Source organism: Njordella calcicola (assembly GCF_056494125.1).
This window is the reverse complement of record NZ_CM151396.1, coordinates 5,668,203-5,689,224: the sequence shown is the minus strand read 5'-3', so window position 1 is coordinate 5,689,224 and position 21,022 is coordinate 5,668,203. Positions and strand designations below refer to the sequence as shown.

Here is a 21,022-nt window from a genome sequence, read left to right as displayed (position 1 = left end):
GTCATTCAGCGGACTTTAAACCAAGCGGATCAAGCGTCAAATGCTTGATCCGTTTTCGTTTCCAAGTGTAACTGATGTGAACTTTGCCATCATCGGTTTGAATCATCGCCGGATAGCTAAACTCTTGATTCTCCTCGTGCTCTAAGACACCGACTTGCTTCCAGTTCAATCCATCCTCGGAGATCGCAAGGTTCAGATCCCCGCGTTTGCCCCATCCGGATTCGCCTGCGATCAGATGGTTGTAGACCAGCAAATGCCGGCCGTCTTTCAATGTGACCGCATCAATGCCGGAGTTTGGGTTAGGCAAATCGATCGCTTTCATGGCTGTCCAAGTGTTGCCGCCATCTTCGCTGAAGCTTGACGCAATCACGTTTTCCTTCGTTCGACAAAGCACTTGGATGCGTCCGTCAGCGTGCTGCAGAAACGTTGGCTGGATCGCGTTGAACTCCTTGGCACTGTTAATCGGACCAATACGCTGCCAGCCACTTAATGGGATTCCGCTGCTCAAGTCCAACGCAATCTTTTCAAAGTGGACACGCCAACCATCGTATTCGGTGGATGAACCGCACAACAGCGTTTGCTCATCGCTCAGCAACATCGGCTTGCAACGCACCGGGCCGTCGATGCCTTCGGGCAATCGTTTGCGGTCACGAAATGTCCGCCCCCGATCGTAGCTGACCATCGCTTCGCCCCACCACTGTTGCGGGCTTGGACCAACTTTGAAAAACAACATTAGCGGTGCGTCGCCTGGCGGTTGAAACAGCACGGGATTCCAGCAAGGGTAACGCAGTGAACTGTGTTGCATACCATCGGCCCACTGCTTGGGAGCCGACCACTGGTTACCATCATGATAGCTAGTCCAGATACCGACATCGGGCTTGCCCTCCTTAGTCCCTCCAAACCAAGCGACCACGAGGCCACGGCTGGTCTGACTAACCGTGGACGCATGGCATTCCGCAAAAGGAGCATTCACGAATACAAACTCTTCCTCAAGATGCCCTGCGAACTTGGGCTGGAATTCACCTGCTTGTGGGCTGGCAATCACTGCTGGCTCCTTCGGGAAAACAACACAGGCATCATGGCGAATATGATAGATGCGACCATCTTCGGCTCCGATCAGTAAATCTGGACGACCGTCGCGATCAAAATCACAAACCGCTGGACTTGTAGTGTGTCCGGAAATTTTGCGATCAGTAAGATTCCCCATGCGTTCCAATACGATCTTTCCATCGGATGTGCCGATGTTGCGGTAGAGTGCCGCATTTTCTGAATTGACAATGACATCCAACTGGGAATCGCCGTCCCAATCGACCACCGCCAGTTTGACACGCCCTGATGCGCCCGCTGACTTGTTGTTCAAACGGATTGGGCTCCCGGAACTGTCGATGAACAGTCGCTGAGCAGACGCAAATCTCTTTCGCAACGTTAAATAACCTTCTTGATCCAGTCCAATGAAGTCTAGTTGGCCATCATGGTCAAAATCGATGGCAACTGGCGTGGTTCGCCATTGCGTTTGCGATCCCTGTGTTTGGTTTCGATCCCAATTCCAGACAGCCCCCAATTCCGACGGCAAATGCTGGATAGGCGTTCGAATCAGCTTGCCATCTACATTGCGAAGCAACTCTACACGCGCCAGAATCGAATTGAAAATGATATCAGGGTCTTGATCATGATCCCAATCGGCAACCGTCAGTGTGGTGTAACCCCACTTTGCTTCTGCCGGTCCTTGGATCGAACCATTTTCGCCAGCCAGCACACGGAAGTCGACCGGGTCGCTTGCCGCATCCTGATGCACTTGCAGCAATCGCGGCGCGGACCATTTGGGTAGTTGATTGCTCGCATCGAGCCCTTGATTCTCAAACCAACCAATTTGTCCGGCTGTATTGCCGCAAATAATGTCTTGGTCGCCATCGCCGTCCCAATCATAAGCAAACGGAGTGGCTAGTGCACCGAACTTCACCGTTTCAGCTTGCTGCTGAAAATACTTTGGAGGATGAAATACAGGGACACCGTTAGCAAATTGACCTGTGTTTTCAATAAAAGCCACGCGTCCATCTTCATCGCCGACTATTAAATCCATATCGCCATCTCGATCCCAGTCGAAGGCCGTTGGAGTAATCATCTGTAGCTCCATCCTCAGCGGCTCTCCTGAAGATGCCTTCAATCGCACGCCTGGAGCATAAGTTGGTTGAGTGCGAGAACCAATATTCTCAAAGTACGTGAAGCCATCTAAGAACTCGCCACACAACAAGTCTAAATCGCCGTCGTTGTCAAAGTCAGCGAAATTTGGAGACGGCCAACCGTAGACATCCACGACCGAACCGCCAGCTTTGAGCTGGACTGGTATCGCGTTGTAGTCTGGATTCGCATCAGTTCCCGCATTCTCGATGATATAAACATAGCCATGCAAAGGACCGTTACGCCAGCGGCCTTGGTTGTCGTAAGCATGGTCCCAACCATAGTCGGACCAATCGCCTACCCCGACAGCCAGATCATGGTCCCCGTCGCCATCGAAGTCGACATACCGCCACATGTTCGCCCGAACATCGCGATGGTGAATGTTGGACTTGGGGAATATCTGTTTCGGATTTTCAAAATCAAAGCGCCCGTCGCCCAAGCGAATCAACTCGCGATTGGTCGCAAGAATTCTTGGCTTTGAATCGACATACGAGACCTGGAAGTTGTGATTCGCTGGTCCCAATCGAACGCCAAGCAAGAACACAGGGGCCTTGTTGGTCGGATCCTGAGTAGGATTCTCGAACAAGTAGACGCCGTTAGACGGTTTGTCAGGGCAGGCGACCAGAAGATCAAAATCGCCGTCACCATCGTAATCCATCGGCATCGGCCACGCCCACAAGCCAACGCCCAGATCCACTACCAGCCCCGGATTATTGTAGGGCAGTGGCTGGAGTTTCCATTCTGTTTGAGCATAACCGACGCTGTGCCCTGCAAGGCAAGACATAAGAAGTAAGCGTAGCCGCCTCATGAGAAAACCTCTCGGTTCGGGGAGGCGACGGAGCCCTAGCTCGGATGCTCCATCGCCATGGAAGTACCTTTACTGTGGCACTATTCTATCCCATGCATTTTGCGCCGTAACCACCCGCTAGCGGCCCACATCGCGACTCCTGCACCGGCTGGAATGATCGTGTAGATCAAGAAAAATGCGGTAAGGCCATACTTCTCGGAGATGGTATCGATATAGCTGCCGGTCCATCCCGCCAAATAGTTGGCCAACGCAGAGGCCAGGAACCAAACGCCAAACATCAAACCAACTAACCGAGCCGGCGCGAGTTTGCTGACGTAGGACAAACCGACAGGGGACACACACAATTCCCCCCAAGTGTGCAGCACATAGGCGATCACCAACCACCACATGCTGACCGAGGCAGTGGCCGCACCTTGAGCGATTCCTGCACTGCCAATGGCCAACGCACCAAACCCCAACCCCAAGAGGATCAGCCCCAAACCGAATTTGATCGCTGGCGATGGGTTCGCTTTGCTCTCCCAAATTCGACTGAACAACGGCGCAAAGGTGATGATAAAGAACGAGTTCAAGATTTGAAACCAAGAAGCGGGGACTTCTGTTTCGTTCTGCCGCTCGGCCGCTACCACCGCCAAGTATTTCTCGGTAAACTTCGGAGCTTCCTGCTCGCTTAAAACGCGCAGTTTCCCCAGGCCGCTTTTGCCTTCAATATCCGTCACATAAAAGCTGTCGCCTGACTTATAGCTAACGTCTGACTGGATGGTGGTGTTGATCGATTCAACTGTCGGTTCATTGGTTTCACTAGTAGCGGCAATATCAAAGCTCACTTCGTAGGCCTTCATGTTGTACTCTTTATTGAGCATCCACAAAGAGATAAACCAAATCGCGATAAAGCTCGCTCCGATCGAGATATTCGAAAGTGGGATCTTGCGAAAAGTCGCCGCGAATAGCTTGGCCAATACGTAGGTAACAATCAGCAAGGGCACAATTGTCAGCGCAGCGTTAATCCAAAAGAAGCTCTGCGCAGCCCCGCCGCTCAAGATCCGTTGCGTGTAGTCTTTGGCGAAAATCGTCATCGATCCGCCGGCTTGTTCGAACGACATCCAGAAGAAGATGGTCGAAAAAGAAAGGACAGCAATGACGATCAGGCGGTCGGCTTCTACGTGAGCGGGCACATCTTGCGAATGGTCCGATAGCTCGTTGGCTGCCGATATCTCAGGGCCTAGAATGGGGCGTCCCAATTGAAGCATCACCATCCCCAGAAACATAAAGATACCTGCCAAGCCAAAGCCCCAGCTCCAGCTAACTTTTTCTCCGATGTAACCGCACAACAAAATCCCGAGGAACGCCCCCGCATTAATCCCCATGTAGAAGATGGTATAGGCTGCGTCTTTTTTGTCAGGCAAGTCCTTATAAAGTTGTCCGACAATCGTTGAAATGTTCGGCTTGAAGAACCCATTCCCCGCGATCAGCAACCCAAGTCCCAAGTACAACGCCCAAGGTTGCTCGAATGCCATAGAGCCATGCCCCAGCGTCATGAGCAATGCCCCAAGCAGGACCGCATTGCGATGCCCCAGCAGTTTATCCGCCAGAATACCGCCAATGATGGGCGTCAAGTAAACCAGTCCGGTGTACCACGCATAAAGTCCCAATGCCGTTTTGCGATCCCATTCCCAGCCTCCTGCTGCCAGCGGGCTGACCAAGAACAGGACCAGCAAGGCTCGCATCCCGTAATAACTGAAGCGTTCCCACATTTCCGTGAAGAACAGTAAGAACAGACCAGGCTTATGCCCAAACACCGTTTGTTGATCTTCTTCCATCCGGGATGAACCTTTTTGATATATGGAGATTTGTCGCGCTTGGCCAGCATTCTAACCATTGCGCTTTACCAAGGCGATGCCGTTTCACAGCCAAGCAGATGGCTAATGAGTCAAAAAATCCTTCAATCGTCTGGCTTGTTCCACCGGCTGGCTCGCTGCCCAAACCGCACCTGCCACCGCAATGCGTCCAATGCCCGTCGACAAAACCTCCGCGATGTTGTCGGGCTGGATGCCGCCAATTGCAAAGGCGGGCAATGGGCCAGCACGCTCAGCCACGTGTCGCAAGTACTCTAGACCTGCGAAGGACGAGAAGCTTTTGGTAGGACTGACAAAGGTTGGCCCGCAACCGATATAGTCCACGCTTGACTGCTGCGCCGCTTCGAATTGTTCGGCGCTGTGGGTCGAAAGGCCGATCCAATGAGATGCCGGCAGCAACCGCCGAGCAGCCGGTACCGCGAGATCTGTTTGCCCCAAGTGTACGCCATTGGCCAAACTGGCTGCCGCGACATCGCAACGGTCATTGATGATGATTCGTGTACGATTTGAATCGAGTGCTTGGTGTAAAGCCGTCGTGTATTGGATCAACCGCAACGCATCGGCCGTCTTGTCACGCAGTTGAATGAGATCGACGCCGGCTTCCGAGATCTTGCAGCACCGGTCCACAAAATCCGACAACGGGCGTTGGCAATCGACCAGCACGTACAGATTGGCTTGTTGCAAGAAACCGCAATTGCGATGCAACTTCAGCAGAAGCCTCGCGTTGTTCTGATAAGCCTTGTATCGCAGGGATTCGATCTGAGCTGCAACTACAGGCGAAGCAAGCTTGGCGCATTCCTCCAGACATCGCAGCGATTGCTCCACACGCGACGAAGCCGCAATCGCGATGGAGACCAAGTCGCTTCGTTGATTCTCCGATGCCGTAGACACGATCGTGCCGACATCGCCCTCTACATCACGAGCTGCATAGCGTTCGGGGCCACACAACTCTTGCAAGGTAACCGTCAGCGTATGACGCAGCTCTTTATAGCCAGAACATATGGAAACATCATCCAGCAGGAATCGAGCTAGGTCTTCAAGCGTCCGGAGCCCTTCGCTAGCTCGATTGAGGTTGGCATCCAGTAAGCGAACTGCGGCAAGCGGTAGATTTTGGTTCATGAGCAAACTTTGGCGACTAACACAACAACTTCTTAGGAAGTTTGCTGCATGTAAACTTCTTCATAAGGCTGAATCACGACAAAGCCGTTGCCACGAAACAACATCTGGAAGCTCTCGCCAGATCCGCGTCCCAGGAATGTTTTTAATGAGATGTCGGTTTTGAATTCTGGCTGCAGCGATCCACTCCAAGCGATCGTTGCATTGGGGTCTGTTACTACAGGATTGTCCGGAGTAACAATCAACGTCAACGGTTCATAGTGCGTAGTGATCGCAAGCATGCCTGTGCCGCTGACCTCAATGTTGAACAAGCCACCAGACAGCATTGCCGACACCTTCTTCATCATACGAATGTCGAACTTCAACGTATCATCAAGCGCTAGGACGTCGTTTCCATTCACAAAGATGCGATCATTCTGCATATCGAGGATCGTTATTTTCTTGCCACTGTCAGCCAGATACAGTTTGCCTCGACCGGTAGCCTTCGTCAGCTTGGCGCCTTCGCCACTGACCGCTTTCTTGAGTAAATTGCCGATACCGCGGTCGAGCATGCCTTCGCGAGCGAACTTAATTTCGCCGCGATATGCGACCATCGAGCCGGTCTTTGTCCAGATCATCCCGTCGAGATTAATCTCTAACAAGCGTTCGGTTTCTAGCTCAAACTCGCCTTGGTGAAGATCTTGTTGAGCCGTATTTTGAACGAAATCTTGAATGCCATACCGTGCCATAACGCAACCTTCGTCGAGTGAGGGTAATTGGAATTGCCGTGTGCGATCACGGGCCTTGACGCAAACGACAAAAACGGAGGCTTCAGCAGCCTCCGTTAGCATTAGCATAGCACTTCTTTTAAGCCCGTGGGCTGGGCTAGTAAACGCCGACTGTAGTTCCGCCAGCGATGGCATGGTAAGGTCGAACGCCGCTGATACCATCCCAAGGATACTTGTTGTACGGTTCTTCCCGTTCGCCTTCATCTCGCTCCAAGAAACCAGGAATAAAGAACTCTTTGGTCATCGTGTAAAGCTTGGCTCGACCGGTCTGTCCGTACGGCACAATCTGCGTGTGGTCATCAAAGTCGACAACCTCGACCACCGCTCTAGGTTGCGGTGCATAGTAAGCGATCGTGTAGTCTGGCGGCGTCAATGGGCGCGAACAAGCGAGACCCATCAGGGTATTCCCATAAGTGGGCGTCATGTAGACACCGCTTTCTTCCGTTGGACCACCCAATAGTTCCTCCACCGCAAACCGAGTCCATTGTGGAGTGAACTCGGTACCACCAGAGAAAATACCGGTGATTCCAATCTCTTGAATGCTGGTGCCCTTTTCGGCCAATCCATACGCCAACGATTCCAGCAGCTTGGGCGTTGTGAACATACACTTGATGTCGTGGTTGGCGGTCAAAACAGTGATCGCTTGGTCGATACAATGCTTCTTATAAGCTTCCAGGTGTTCCATCCAACCCTTCTTGATCAATTTGACCACCCAACGTGGGTCCAAATCGATGCAGAAGCAGATCCCGCCGCGAAACTGGCACAAATGCTCCACCGCTAATCGCAGTCGACGTGGTCCAGATGGCCCCAACATCAACCAGTTCGAACCCTTTGGGAAATACTCGTCCGGCAAAGTCTCGCTGAAATTTTCGTAGTCGATCCGGAAATCGTCGATCACCATACGGCTTTTCGGAATGCCGGTTGTACCTCCGGTTTCAAAGACATAGGTCGGTTTTCCGGCCAAGCCCTTAGGAATCCAGCGATTGATCGGACCGCCACGCAGCTCATCGTCTTCGAATAGAGGAAACTTCTTCAAGTCATCAAAGCACTTGATTTCCGTCAGCGGATCGAATTTAAGCTGCGATTTTTTGCCCAACCAGTAAGGGGAGCCGGTGGCTTCAGAAAAATGCCAGTGAACCGATTCGACAGTGTGTTGGTCTAGCTGCTCTCGAGCTGAATCAACTTCCGTTTGGGTAGCTTTGGGGAAATTTGGCGAAGCCGCGGTGGTCATTTTTGTCCATTCCTGATTTAAATGCTTACGCTGGCTGGAGCCGCATGGGGGTCCGTCAGCGTAATTCGTTTCGAGAAATTTTACCAAATACTATAGCAAGCAGGGGAATTCGCAAGAATCCAACGCCTGTTCAAGCCGATTTAGGGTTCTGAAAGGCGAATAAAGTCACTCAAAACGATTTTTTGGGAAAATTATCCGCATCAGTATTGAACCACCCCCCACTGTACAAGGTATGATATCAGGGTAGGATACTCCGCCCAATTCTGAACTCACATGGAAGTTAATGCGTACTTGACCCCTGAATTGGCGTCCTCTCCCCGGACCGTATTTATGGAATCCACTAATCCTTATGCCCGTTTAGGGCTCGAGGACTACGCTGCGTTCGCTCCTCCCAGCGAGCGCACTGCGTTTACACGTCGAACGTTCGTAACTTTCGCAGTCGCGGCACTGTGTCAGATCGTTCTACTATGCGCGTTCTTCTGGCTTGTGCCCATGGAAGACGTGCTCAGCTTCATCTCGCGCGGCGGACGCACGGGGTGGCTACTCGGTTTGGCGGCCTACATGGGCTTTGTGTTTGGCTCCAGCCGAACTCTGCACGCCCGGCCGCATGGTACGGTGGAGATTGGCGCGTATGTACTTCACGTCGTGTTGACCGCCATGGTAATGATTCCTTTGTTGGCCTTGTCGTCGACCATTGATCAATCGATTCCTGCGACCGCGGCGGTAATGGCCTTGGTGGTTTTTGGCGGATTGACTGCCTACGCACAATTCGGGACGTTGGAAAGCCTCAAGCATCGCGGGATCGCGTTTCTTTCGATCCTTTGCATCTCGACGGCCTTTGTGATCAGCTTTCTGAATGGCAAGGGCTTGAGCGTGGGAGACTGGCTGTTCTTCCTAGCGATCTTTTTGGCCGCCATCATGATGGTGTTAGAGATTGGCAATATGATGTGCCGCTATCGCACCGACGAATGGATGCGGTCGTCGATGGCGTTGTTCTCGAACTCGTCCTTGGTTCTGTGCGCCGTCATGACGATCGCGATCCTTATTCTTTAGCCAGCCCGCTACGTTGGCTGTTTCGTTAGCGAAGTGACCGCTCGGCGTCCCCACGCAATGAGTTGTTGAAGCAGTGATTCCGAAGACACGCTAGGCCAGCAAACGCAAAGCTGTCCTGGCTGGATGAGGGAACGTGACTGCTTGGGGATTTCAATATGGCCAACGAATCGACTTTGATCGGCCAACATCGTTTCGCCATTAGCCGATGAATTGACTTGCCGGACGGTCAACGGACCACCATAGATGGCCGCCATCGATAAATGCGGCAGACGATCCGAAGCTTTGGGATCAATTCGCACTAAAGAGCCTGGCAGGACAATTCCGCCAATCGATACGGTTGCGTTCGCTTGGCTGCCAAGCATAGCGCGTCGATATCGATCGATGTCATCTTGCGAGATGGAAACCTCAACTTGCAAGTCTTGGCCGCTGGTAACCATTCCAATAACAGTCTCTTCCGTGACATAGTCACCGATGATCCGGCCTGCTCGGCTAGAAATAAAACGGCCGCTTTTAGGTGCGGTAATGGTCAGTGCGGAGACTTGGCGTTCCAAGATCTCCAACTGCTGTCGCAAGGATTCGACCTTGGATTGAGTCGCTTGCATGTCAGCAATCTTTTGCTGAGCGTTGAACTGCATGACTCGTTCGCGTTCAATGGCAAGCTCGACGGCTTTCCTTTGGTACTCATCTTCAAGATTCAGGTTTTCAAGTTGAGCGATCGGTTGGTTGGCTGCTACTTCCTGGCCATCTTCGACGTAAAATTCTCTCACGATGCCGCTGGATTGAGGGTGGATTTCAACGCTGTTGGCATAGACAACTACGCCCGGTGCAACGCGTTGTACCGGCGATTGAATGTAGCTGGCAAGGACCATACCGCTGGCAAGTACTATTGAAAGAACCGCGAGCTTGGTTGGGGAGAGCGGTTGACGTGGATTCTGCGGCAAAGTTGCCGCTATCTTGCGTTTGGCAAGCGCTGGAGCGACAAACCAACTGTAAGTTGCCAACCCGACGGCGATCCAACCAAGTCCTTCCCAGACGCTGATCGCTCCCCACGCAAGTCCAAATAGCATCAGAAAGCGATAGACCAAAGTCCCAAAGCCATAGAGTGCTAATCCTAGATGCCCCGAGATATCTGCAGGCCCACGGCGGATTAAAATGCTGATCCGCGATTGCCATGCAAGCGTTGCATCTTGCCACAAGCTCGGACGATGCAGAAGATCGCTCAGAACATAGTATCCGTCATAGCGCATCAAGGGATTCGCATTGAACGCCAACGTGCTAATGGTCCCCAAAGTTACAATCGAGATGCAAGCGTATTGGAGTGACGGGATATCGACCATGCAGCAGAGGATGAGTGCGCATGCGGAAACAAATAGTTCGCTTAACACGCCTCCCATCGAACAAAGGATCCGATCTCGCCGACGTGGGCTGCGCCAAATGTCGGACACATCTACGTAAGGAATCGGAGTAAAGCAAAAAAAGGAGATGCCAGCTTGTCGTACCGCCCCCCCTACGTAAATGGCAAACATCGCGTGCCCGGCTTCATGCACGGTCTTCAGCACTAGCCAAGCGAAAATCCACCAGTACTTACTATCGGGGACAAAGAGCTTTGAAGCTAGCAGTTTAAGGTCGGCTAAATTGTTGATGCCACAATACAGCGCAAATGCCATGACGCATATCGCGACCACAAAGCTGACTGGACTTAGGATTTTCGCAGGCCATCCAAAGTAGCGATGGATAACTTCACCACGAAGAAAGGGCACTCGAAACGAGAATATGTCGAAGGCCTTCGTTGGGCTTGCGCCAGGGCTTGAATTTTGAGAAGGCCCCGCTCCTGCTTGGCCGCCTTCTTGTACTTGCAAAACACGATTGGTAGTCAGCCACTTCATGGACTGTTCGGCATATTGGCCTGACCAATCTTCTTCAGGGGCGGCTTGCACGACGCGCTTCAGCAGCTCTTGCACATCCATATCGCGTTCTGCCATGGCTGCCAGCAGATACTCGCGGCGTCCCAAACGTACAAAACGCCCGGTCGATTCGTCTTCCACAAGGTAGCGGACAACATCGCGTGCGCCTTCGACGGAAAACTTGAGATGAGGGCTTCGCCGAACAATTGTTTCTGGCATAGGTAGACCTTGTAATGAGTTACCAAATCCACCAGTTTGCAAACCATCGGTAAGGATGGCGGAATAATTGCCAGCCGATACTACGCCAAGCCGGCTTGAGCTTGGCATCGATCTTCAGACCCGGCCTCAACGATACATGCTGTTTGGCCAGCACCACGTCAGCATAGAAAACGCATCGCTCGTCGACGATTTGGCCCTTGGGCTCAATTCGCGTCACGGTACCGTTGACTTGATCCAAGAAAGCGCCGGTGCATAAGGTCACATTGCAGCCAGGCTGAATATGATCCAGATCATCACTTTTCAATTCGACCTTGGCAATGTATTGATCAGGCTCGCAGATTTCAAAAAGCGCGTCTCCCAACTTGAGTGGCATCCCCAAGTTGGTTAACCAATCGCCCTGCACCAACAGGCCATCCACAGGACTGCGCACTTCCGTGCGCGCCAATTTTGCCTTTATCGATTGAATGGTTAGTTCGGCTTGTTGCTGCTCCAACTGCGCAATTCTCAACTCACCACCACTACGCTGAGCCAACGCGACTTCGCGACGTTTGGATGCGGATTCGAACTCCGCGGTCGCAATGGCCAAGTCACGCAGCAATTGCTTGTCATCTAGCTTTGCCAACAACTGACCCGCTTGAACGGACTCGCCCGGCCGCACATACGATTCTTGCAAGATCCCGTCGGCCGGAGCGGAGATGTGATGTCGACTTAGCGGTTCCAGTGTGCATTTGCGTACTGGCAGATAAGGCACCGGAACCAGAAATAGACCAATAATGGCAACAGCGAAAACGTACAAGTATCGCGAACGGCGAATCCGCTGTATGAAACTAGCTCGCGCTCGCCATGAGTTTGCAAACTGGCATTCATTCCAAGCTGCTAGTAATTCGGTAACCACGTCGCGTTGCTGCACCAACCATCGCACTGAAACGCCAAATGATTCCGACTGACATCGATGCCTGCCGGATGCTATACACACGATCGATTGATTGCCACCCGGCAAAACGGATGGAATGGCCAGCAGGTATTGTTGGTTCGTTGCAGCCGCAAGTTCTTGCGCGATCGCACTTAGAATCTCCCCTTGCTGCAGTTCCAGCGGAGATAAAATCTGCTGGACGACGGAAGCTTCGGAGGCTAGCCGCTCTTCGATGCGCTGGATTGTTTTCGATGGCACACTGGACGTACCACTGGAAGCGATCCGAAGTGCGCGTGACTTCTGAACTTTATAGAACCGGATATCGCAATCAGTCGAAGCGGCTAACAGTGCCGCAAGCTGTTGAGGGTAATCTTTGTTCGTGACTTGGAAGCATGTTTCCAGCGGCAAAAGAACGCTTGCAGGTTGCGAGTTGGCCGCCAGTGGGACCTCGCGATGATTCGCCAACTGTTCAAGTTGCGAGGTTAATTGATCTAACGACGTGATGGCAACTACGTCTTTTGTGGGTGTTGTTGTCGAGATCATCTTGTTTGGCCATCTTGTTTCTAGCAGAGCTTATTGCTGTTGCAAGCCAGTGAGGCTTCCTCAACGTACGCGAGCACATCGCGAGCATCGAATGGATCCGTTCGGATTGTCGATAACCACAGTCACCATAAACCAACCGCTTTGCGGGTCTGCAACGGGAGGGATGTAGTCAACGGTTCCGGCCACTACTTTTCCATCGGACAGTCGAACTTGCATTTTCGAATTTACTTCCAGCGAAGCTATTTCTTGCTCAGTAAGTGGGAAAGTGGCTTTGAGTTGCGACACGTCATGCAGTTTGACAATACTAGGCGAACTAGCGGAAACGAACTCGCCGATATTTCGCTGTATCTCCACGATCACTCCGTTAACCGGCGCTTTGATGTGATACAAGTCTAGGACGCTGCGTAAACGCTCTACTTGCAAGCGTAGAATCTCGATGCTTTCGCGTTCTGATTGCAGGCGAGCTTGAACGATGCGCAGGTCCGCTTCGGCCCTCTGGACTTCTTGCTGATTGGCATTGGACTTGGCATACAAGTCACGCAGCAAATCGACCTTCAGCGTTTGCAACTCTAACTCGGATTCCACTTGGGCCAGCTTTCCTCGCGACTCGTATTCCGCCAACGCAATAACTAGCTGGCTTTCCAACTCACGCGAATCCAATTTCCCAATCACGTCATCCTTGGTCACCTTTGTGCCGGGCTTGACGTACAACTCTCGCAAGATACCGAATTCCGAGGACGCCACATCTACAATCCGAATCGGTTCCAACACTCCTTCAAAGACAGTATCCCCCCACGTGCCGGCAGTGTTCGACTGCGACATGGCGGTTTTCGGCAGTAACGTAAGCGTCGCAGCTAGGCAGCAAACGAGCGCTTTTCGCAACGTGGAAATCATGCGGACTAAGGAGCTTCAGGTGTAGCGAAATGGAATAACGATTGATCTGGTCACAACCGGACGGCAGCGAGGTTACAACGCTGGGTCGTGAAACAGTAACGCCTAAGCAAGATGCGCGCTTGGCAAATGGCAGAAAACCCGGTGCGTTTAACCGAAACGCGCGTAGCCTATGCTGTTTGTGCCGGTTTTAGGATGGGAAAATTGTCGGCGAAAATGATATTGTGGAGCGTGCCGAGACTTTTTCAAAGCTTCATCAACGCACGCAGGAAGCACTGCTGTACTCAAGTATAGAACGCAGTTGTGCGTATGCCGGAAAAAGGGCGTTTTTGTTGTTGCGCGTTAGTAACGCGGCCCGCTGGGCACGCGGTTAAACGAAGAACGCTGCGAGATCATCTGGAGCTTGTGCGTTTAAAGGGTGCACCCTCCCCGGTCGCTCGCGGAACTCGCGGCCGACCCTCCCGAAACGGGAGGGTGAAGCAGAACGCGTGCGCCTGCGGCTGACGGTTAAACGAAGAACGCCTAACGGGCAAGTCACTAGTTACGACATCAAGGCCGATTCGTGATGCGGTTGGCTTGTGACGGCTTCAGCGCTTTCTTCGTTGCTCGTCGCCTTGTCGCTGGTCAGTTTGCTGCTCGCTCGCGACGAAGCAGATTTCTTTGGCTTAGGTCGCTTCTGTTCTGGGCGATAGTATCCTAAACGCTCAAGCGCTTGATATACTTCTTCCAAGGTCTTCTCACCAAAGTTAGCGATGGTCAACAAGATCTCCGGCCGACTATTCAGTAAATCACGAACTGTGAAAATACCCTTTTCTTCCAAACAGTTAGTCGTACGAACCTGTAAACCAATTTCGGCCGTGCTCAGATCCAACCGCTCCCTCATCAAACGGGCTTGCTCATCAGCCTTGCTAATAGGTATGCGCGTCATTGTATGTATCCTCCATTACGGTCCTTCGAAATGAACACACTTCATCAAACAAGTATCTTAGAACGCGTCACTTGTCTGATGACTCTCGCTGGCTGCGAATATAACGACTGCTGGATTGGTTAAAAGCGTTGGGGTCGATTTTTTCCATTTTTGCTAAAGATTTCTATGCAAATGCAAGCATTCCATCGCTCGCTAGGACGACATGAACTGCAACTGTTTCATCGCTTAAATCGTCAGTTCGCCTTGCAAAAGAAGATGCATGAGATCGCCGGTGCGCGACGTCCATTGTATGTTGTGTCGGATCTGGAGAGCGTGCTGGAGTCTTCGCTGCAAGACGCGAATGTCGCTGACTGCCGGCGGTCAAACGTAAGCAACGCTGCTGGGGCTGCAGATACGTTAACAGCGTCCGACTTCAACGAACCTTACTGGGCCCAGCACTGGCAATCCGCCTTCGTGTTTGAGTCGCAGCTCGATGTTTTGCTACCCGAGGGGCACAATCATCACAGTTCACGTCGAAGTATTATTGAGTTGGGCTGCGGTGGCGGGATCTTGAGTCTTGGCTTACGTTTGCGAGGTTACGAAGTACTTGCTACGGATATCGCGCATCCAGCGTTGATGCTGGCGCGACTTAACGGCTACGCGAATGGTATAGTCGTGCCCACCCGAAAGCTAGACTGGGCGCGATGTAGAGGGTTGCCCGAGTTTGATGTCGTGGTGGCCGCCGACGTCGCCTATGACCGCGCCGCGTTTGCACCGCTTGATCACTGCTTTAAGAAGTTGCTCAAACCCGACGGAATCGCCATCATCGCAGAACCTTATCGGACACTGGGAGAGAAGTTCATCGACTACTTGCTTTGCCACAATTGGCATTTGAGGGTACAGGATGCTGCCAGCTTTGCATCTCCCAGCGGCCTCCAGCAGCCAAACCGCGTTCGATATATTCAGCTCAAGCATATGAAACCCGCTTAATCGCGATGGATTTCAGTTCCTCCCTGGGCATCCTGGGCGACCCGGCTACAATTTTGGGGAAACGAAAACTTGAATATTTAGCTAGACACAGAAAGATGAAATTGATGGCCAGCGACGCCGAACTACATCAAGCCGCCACGAAATCCTTAGAGAATTTCAAAGACCCTATGACGGGGCGTCCGTTGTCTAAGACGGGTCAAGTTCGCGACTTGCGGATCAGCGACGGCCACATCCATTGCAACTTGGCGTTATCCTCTCATTCGATGCCCATTGCCCAAGAGGTCGTCGACGCGTTTGTGGATCACTTGCGAACGAGTGGCCCTGGGATTCAAGCGATCGATGTGACGGTTGTACCCGACGATCGCCCCATCCCAGCTATTGGCCAGATTGGATTGCAAGTGCGCAGTGTCATTGCAGTTGCGGCCGGCAAAGGCGGCGTTGGTAAGAGCACTGTCTCGGCCTCTCTGGCGCTGATGCTCCAAAAGTTGGGTGCCAAAGTGGGACTCATGGACGCGGATGTTTATGGTCCTAGCATTCCGACGTTGATGGGCGTCAATCAAAGACCGACTGTATCGCAGGGTAAAATAGATCCCATCATGTGCAATGGCATACCGCTGATGTCGATGGGTTTTTTAGTTGAGCCTAACCAAGCGGTTGTGTGGCGTGGTCCCATGTTGCATGGATCGATTACGCAATTCTTAAAGGACACGCGATGGGGCGAACTTGATTATTTGATCATCGACATGCCGCCAGGGACCGGCGACATTGCGTTGACTTTGTCGCAACTACTGCCGTTGACCGGTGCCGTGATTGTGTGCACGCCGCAAGAAGTCGCTTTGTTGGATGCTGGTAAAGCGATTGCGATGTTTGGCACTGTCAAGATTCCTGTGCTTGGCATGATAGAAAACATGAGCGGTTTTACTTGCCCAGATACCAATAAAACGTATGACATTTTTGGTCGAGGGGGGGCTCAGACTCGAGCGGAAGAATTGAAGCTACCGTTCCTGGGCGCTGTGCCGATCCATATCGAAATGCGTGAGAAGTGTGACAGCGGTGAACTCGCTTCGGCGCTTGACAATCCTGCCATCGCGGCACCGATTGAAGCCGCGACGCGGGCTTTGGTACGCTCGATTGCGGATCAAACCGCGCGTAACGCAAGCTTGGCATCTCCCTTACCAGTACTTGCGTAAGGCCAGCAGGCGAGCGAGCTATGACCAAGGAAAAACGCGTCTGCGTGATCAACGTTGTCGGCTTGACGCCAAAGCTCTTGCGGCATGCGCCGCATTGCCAATCGTTGGGGACGGCGCAAAGTTGGCCGGCTGTGCTGCCGGCAGTGACCAGCACCGTTCAAGCCACTTGGTTGACAGGCAAAATGCCCCGTGAACATGGTATCGTGGCCAATGGCTGGTACTACCGCGACACGGCCGAAATTCGCTTTTGGCAACAGCACAATGGATTGGTGCAGGGCGAGAAATTCTATGAAGGCTATCGAACCGCCAAGATGTTTTGGTGGTACAACCAAAACGCTCCGGTGCAATGGAGTGTTACTCCCAAGCCACATTATGGGTGCGATGGTTCGAAGGCATTTGATATTCTGGATCGCAGCGATTGCAACCTCACCCAGCAGCTTGGCCCTTTTCCATTCCACGCATTTTGGGGCCCCGCGGCGGGGATCAAAAGCTCTCGCTGGATCGCGGAAGCAAGTGCGATCGTGATGAAAAAGCAGCAACCGCAAATCACGTTGGTTTATCTGCCCCACTTAGACTATGACTTCCAACGGTTTGAACATCATGATCCGCGGCAAGTCCGAGAGGTAGACGCATGCGTAGGCACTCTGATCGCCGCAGCTCAGGAGATTGGAGCAACGCCGATCGTTGTCTCTGAGTACGGGTTGCGAACGGTAAACAAGGCGGTTTGCCTCAACCGTATATTGAGGGAAGCCGGATATCTGACGGTTCGCAACGGTCCCTATGGTGAAATGTTGATGCCGGGGGAATGTCGAGCGTTCGCGGTTTGCGACCATCAAATAGCCCACGTCTATGTGCCGGCACCGGAAGATATTTCCGCCGTTCGGAAATTGTTGGAACGCTCTGACGGTGTCGCTCGCGTTCATCAGCCCAGCGAATTGCAATTGGATCATCCACGCAGCGGAGAACTGATTGCTTTGTCTGAGCCGGATGCATGGTTTTCGTACTACTATTGGTTGGATGACAAAGACGCCCCCGACTTTGCTCGTACGGTCGATATCCATCGCAAGCCTGGCTACGATCCATGCGAGTTGTTTATGACATCCAAGCTGCGAGCTGGCATGAGGCTGCTGCAAAAGAAGATTGGCGCTCGCTATCGCATGGATGTCATCCCGCTAGATAACCAGCTAGTAAAAGGTTCGCATGGCTTGAGCAGCGAACCAGAGGAAGGGCCGTTGATCATCGGCCCAGATGCTCCACGGCAGATGTGTGATTTCTTTGGCTACGTTCGTGGAATGTTGAATTGAGCCTCGACAGTGCAGCGCCGTTGATCTTGGTTGGCGCCTCATGCCGTGCTGCTGCGCAGGCTCTGAATCGGTTGGGGATCGAAGTCAGTGCGTGGGATCTGTTTGCAGATAGGGACACCCAATCATTCGGCAGCGTGCATCAGATAGCCTCTTTTGCTACAGGCGAATTACAGTCGATTTTCGAGCGGCCCAGAGCGTTCCTACTACCCTGCGGTGGGTTGGAGAACATGCCGGAAGTTTGGTCGGCGCTTGAGCAGCACCATGAACTGCTAGGCCCCACGACGGCCCAACTCAGACTTCTCCGAGATCCGTTTTGGTTGGCAGAATTCTGTCGATCGCACTCGCTACAGGTGCAGGTACCACCGCTGATGCGGGACTGGATAAAGGAGTTGGGACCGCAATGGTTGAGAAAGAGCTACGTTTCGGCAGGCGGTTTGCGGGTCGAGCCAGCCGTCGATGAAAGGGGGGCGGACGAGGACAAGCTCGAGGGGAAATACTTTCAAAAGTTCGTTGATGGCGTGGAGGTCAGTGTCGCGGTAGAGGTGTCGACGGGACAAGCTCGCGTCTTGTCGGTCATGTTGCCGCTGGCTCAGTCGCCGTTGCAACGAGCGACCGCTGCTAGGTCGTTTCGTTATGGAGGAAGTATTGGCCCGGTCTGCCTTTCGGACAAAACGTTGGCAGCGATGGTAGCATTCTTTTTAAGGCTGAGCGAAGAATTGCAGTTTGAAGGAGTTTTGCAAGCAGACCTTGTTTTGACAGCGCAGCAGGTTTACTTGCTAGAGATCAATCCTCGTTGGACGGCCAGCATGGAGTTGGCGGAAGAGCTGTGGCCTGGCGTCCTTCTGAGCCAGTTCCGCTCCCGCGCCCACAAAAGGTGCCTGGCACCTATTGAACACAAAAAGTGCCTGGCACCTATTGGATTGATGGCAAAACGCGTTTGCTACGCTGCCGACCCGCTGACGGTTAGCGACCGGCTCTCTTCCGAAATGATGGCTTTCGCGCGCTGGATGCCGCTCAGCCACTGGCCGACCGAAGTACTTCAATTAGCAGGCAAAATTGCCGCAGAACTGCCAGCGCCGGCTGCATCCGAAAAATGGCTCCCGACACTGCAAGTTCGATTAGCTGACATTCCCCAACCTCAGGTGGTGATTTCAACTGGTCAGCCAATTTGCACTCTGCTAGCCCAGTGGGGCGACTGGCCTCGACCCAAGATTGGCTCGAGCGACGCCACCGCAGAATTCAGCGAAAACTTTGCGGTCGCCGAGTCGTGCGAACTGCTAATGCGAGCCATATTTGAAGCGCTGTTGGCTCGCTTGCTAAAGGGTGCAGTAAGCACTTAAGACACTTAGTCCAGGCTTCGCGACCTCCAGCTTATGCCTACCCAAGCATAGTAGCCGGTCAAAAGCAGAATTCCCGTTGCGAAAAATCCAATCGCCAACGGTCGACTCGTGTCGTCGTAAAAGAACTCGCCAATCATCCATATTGAGTTGGCACAAATCCATAACAATACGGCTATGTTGTTGACCAATTCGCTAAGTAGTCGACGCTGGAGCCATAAGATGACAACTGCAAATCCGACCGTAGGAACGATCATGAACGTCCCTAACCATTTCCAATCGGTAACCCAGCAAATATCTTTGAATAGCCAAAGATAAATATGCAAGTGCTCGAGCTTGCGGAACCTCCACTCCAGCGGAATTGTTACCGTTGAATCTGGAGATGCAGCGAGCTCTGTTTCCATGCCTTACTTCAATTTATCGAGTATGTTTCGGGTGATTTGAACAACATGCGGGTCGTTGCCCCTCAGACCGTGAGCCCAATCGGTGGAGCCCGCAGTGACAACTGTCCCGCCTCGAGTATAAACCCCGAACACCGCTGCGCCTTGCCTGTCCTTTGGAAATCGGTCATACCAATACGCGTCATCGGGATGCCATTTGGCCGGACAGGAGGCTAAAATCGTAAAACCTTCAGGCGTCCCGTCGCTGTGCGTCGGATAAGGTAGCCCGTCGAGCCACTTCATCTCGCACCCATCGCACTCGTAACCAACGATTGTGTCATTGCCACCGAACCGATCCCCGCTTGCCAAGCTGGTTCCCTTGAACAACCAATGATCGGGGCGATGCACTTCGTACGATGCTGGTCCATCCATGAACTGCCCATGACTGCGATGATAACCGCCCCAGAGGAAACCCACTCCCGTCAATTCATTCTCTGGCCTTTGCACAAGATGATGGCTCCACAGGGTTGCCAATAGTTTGTCGTTGCCGGTGCGGAACAGCGGATCGCCATTGTACCACTGCTTCCAACAGGTCAGTGCGCGGCCATTGTCTTCGCTGCGTACTTGCCAACAACAGGTGTTCCCACTCAGGAAGGCTACGTTTCCTCCATTGCCAATATAGGCTTCCAAGTGATCTCGCATCGGTGACGACCAGTACTCATCATGCCCGACACTAAGTACTAACTTATAATGCTCCAACAACTCAGGATGGAACTCCAGATCGCTGTTGGCCGCATAATCTAACACATAGCCATTAGATTCGGCCCAAGCCGCAAAAGGGCGTTCCCAGTTGCTAAACTGCGACGACAGCGGACGGTCAAACGACACCCGATGTCCTTGCAAGCCATCGCGGTCATGATAGGCATATAAACTATGCCCCCCCCAGTTGGTGTACGCGTTGTATGTATTGGTCGATAGCTGCAAGAGGATGGAACTGTTCGCGCCTGGAGTCGCCGATCGAACGATGAAAAAAAGTGAACCACTGACGGGCGTCGCACCGTCGGAGCCAGCGAAGTTGACTTGATAGTAGCCGCTCTTCCAATCCTTCGGTATCTGAAACTGATGCGTCTCGGGCCAGTTGCAGCCATCGGACGAAGCGCGATCCGGTATCGGATGCATTTGCGTAGCGACCCGTTGTCCCTCCAGCACAGTCACGGCTTCGGCCGCGACCCGTTGTACCTGAAACGAAACATGCGGAAGACTGGATGACAGATGCAGATGGACAATTTCGCCCGGCGCATAACTGACCTGACTGGCATACCCTAAAATGAATGGGGCCTTTGGTTGAACCTGTTCCGCACCGCAAGGCGAAGCTGAAATCAGGCTCAGACAAAGTGTTAGGCAAAAAACCAGCCCGGCAGTTGCAAGAGCTCTCATA

Annotated in this window: 16 protein-coding genes; 5 read left to right on the top strand and 11 right to left on the bottom strand. The window is 52.7% G+C overall.

Annotated elements, in window-relative coordinates:
- Position 1 precedes the first annotated feature (1 nt).
- The 5 genes from SH302x_RS21920 to SH302x_RS21900 form a co-directional block, all read right to left on the bottom strand.
- On the bottom strand, positions 2-2,986 hold the full coding sequence (locus tag SH302x_RS21920) for an exo-alpha-sialidase (protein WP_479364861.1): 2,985 nt from the start codon (positions 2,984-2,986) through the stop codon (positions 2-4).
- A gap of 80 nt (positions 2,987-3,066) precedes the next feature.
- Positions 3,067-4,803 (bottom strand): peptide MFS transporter, encoded by a 1,737-nt coding sequence (locus SH302x_RS21915; RefSeq protein WP_479364860.1) that lies wholly within the window; start codon positions 4,801-4,803, stop codon positions 3,067-3,069.
- Positions 4,804-4,905: 102 nt separating this feature from the next.
- Positions 4,906-5,958, bottom strand: a complete 1,053-nt coding sequence (thiE, locus tag SH302x_RS21910) for a thiamine phosphate synthase (RefSeq protein WP_479364859.1) — start codon at positions 5,956-5,958, stop codon at positions 4,906-4,908.
- A gap of 32 nt (positions 5,959-5,990) precedes the next feature.
- Positions 5,991-6,683: an AIM24 family protein gene (locus tag SH302x_RS21905; RefSeq protein ID WP_479364858.1), complete on the bottom strand. Its 693-nt coding sequence runs from the start codon at positions 6,681-6,683 to the stop codon at positions 5,991-5,993.
- 136 nt (positions 6,684-6,819) lie between these two features.
- Positions 6,820-7,953, bottom strand: coding sequence for a phenylacetate--CoA ligase family protein (locus SH302x_RS21900; RefSeq protein ID WP_479364856.1), 1,134 nt, complete (start codon positions 7,951-7,953; stop codon positions 6,820-6,822).
- 330 nt (positions 7,954-8,283) lie between these two features.
- Between SH302x_RS21900 and SH302x_RS21895 the strand changes: the two genes are divergently transcribed.
- The gene (locus tag SH302x_RS21895) at positions 8,284-9,006 is read left to right on the top strand and encodes a Bax inhibitor-1 family protein (protein WP_479364855.1); all 723 of its coding nucleotides are present in this window, start codon (positions 8,284-8,286) and stop codon (positions 9,004-9,006) included.
- Positions 9,007-9,014: 8 nt separating this feature from the next.
- On the opposite strand, the gene SH302x_RS21890 is transcribed toward SH302x_RS21895, so the two are convergent.
- The 4 genes from SH302x_RS21890 to SH302x_RS21875 all read right to left on the bottom strand — a co-directional run bounded on the left by SH302x_RS21890 (position 9,015) and on the right by SH302x_RS21875 (position 14,404).
- Positions 9,015-11,129 (bottom strand): hypothetical protein, encoded by a 2,115-nt coding sequence (locus SH302x_RS21890; protein WP_479364854.1) that lies wholly within the window; start codon positions 11,127-11,129, stop codon positions 9,015-9,017.
- Positions 11,130-11,148: 19 nt separating this feature from the next.
- The gene (locus tag SH302x_RS21885; RefSeq protein ID WP_479364852.1) at positions 11,149-12,585 is read right to left on the bottom strand and encodes an efflux RND transporter periplasmic adaptor subunit; all 1,437 of its coding nucleotides are present in this window, start codon (positions 12,583-12,585) and stop codon (positions 11,149-11,151) included.
- 60 nt (positions 12,586-12,645) lie between these two features.
- The gene (locus SH302x_RS21880) at positions 12,646-13,407 is read right to left on the bottom strand and encodes an efflux RND transporter periplasmic adaptor subunit (protein WP_479364851.1); all 762 of its coding nucleotides are present in this window, start codon (positions 13,405-13,407) and stop codon (positions 12,646-12,648) included.
- Between the two features lie 610 nt (positions 13,408-14,017).
- The gene (locus SH302x_RS21875) at positions 14,018-14,404 is read right to left on the bottom strand and encodes a DNA-directed RNA polymerase subunit alpha C-terminal domain-containing protein (RefSeq protein WP_479364850.1); all 387 of its coding nucleotides are present in this window, start codon (positions 14,402-14,404) and stop codon (positions 14,018-14,020) included.
- Between the two features lie 165 nt (positions 14,405-14,569).
- Between SH302x_RS21875 and SH302x_RS21870 the strand changes: the two genes are divergently transcribed.
- From SH302x_RS21870 to SH302x_RS21855, 4 genes are all read left to right on the top strand, one after another.
- Positions 14,570-15,373, top strand: a complete 804-nt coding sequence (locus SH302x_RS21870; protein WP_479364848.1) for a class I SAM-dependent methyltransferase — start codon at positions 14,570-14,572, stop codon at positions 15,371-15,373.
- Positions 15,374-15,468: 95 nt separating this feature from the next.
- Positions 15,469-16,563, top strand: coding sequence for an Mrp/NBP35 family ATP-binding protein (locus tag SH302x_RS21865; protein WP_479364847.1), 1,095 nt, complete (start codon positions 15,469-15,471; stop codon positions 16,561-16,563).
- Positions 16,564-16,583: 20 nt separating this feature from the next.
- A complete protein-coding gene (locus SH302x_RS21860; protein WP_479364845.1) occupies positions 16,584-17,867 on the top strand; it encodes an alkaline phosphatase family protein in 1,284 nt (427 codons plus the stop codon).
- On the top strand, positions 17,864-19,207 hold the full coding sequence (locus SH302x_RS21855; RefSeq protein WP_479364844.1) for an ATP-grasp domain-containing protein: 1,344 nt from the start codon (positions 17,864-17,866) through the stop codon (positions 19,205-19,207). The genes SH302x_RS21860 and SH302x_RS21855 overlap by 4 nt, the downstream gene beginning before the upstream one ends.
- A 5-nt stretch (positions 19,208-19,212) precedes the next feature.
- Here the strand turns inward: SH302x_RS21855 and SH302x_RS21850 are convergent, their stop codons facing one another.
- Together SH302x_RS21850 and SH302x_RS21845 are read right to left on the bottom strand one after the other, a co-directional pair.
- The gene (locus SH302x_RS21850) at positions 19,213-19,608 is read right to left on the bottom strand and encodes a hypothetical protein (RefSeq protein WP_479364843.1); all 396 of its coding nucleotides are present in this window, start codon (positions 19,606-19,608) and stop codon (positions 19,213-19,215) included.
- Positions 19,609-19,611: 3 nt separating this feature from the next.
- A complete protein-coding gene (locus tag SH302x_RS21845) occupies positions 19,612-21,021 on the bottom strand; it encodes a N,N-dimethylformamidase beta subunit family domain-containing protein (protein WP_479364841.1) in 1,410 nt (469 codons plus the stop codon).
- Position 21,022: the final 1 nt, after the last annotated feature.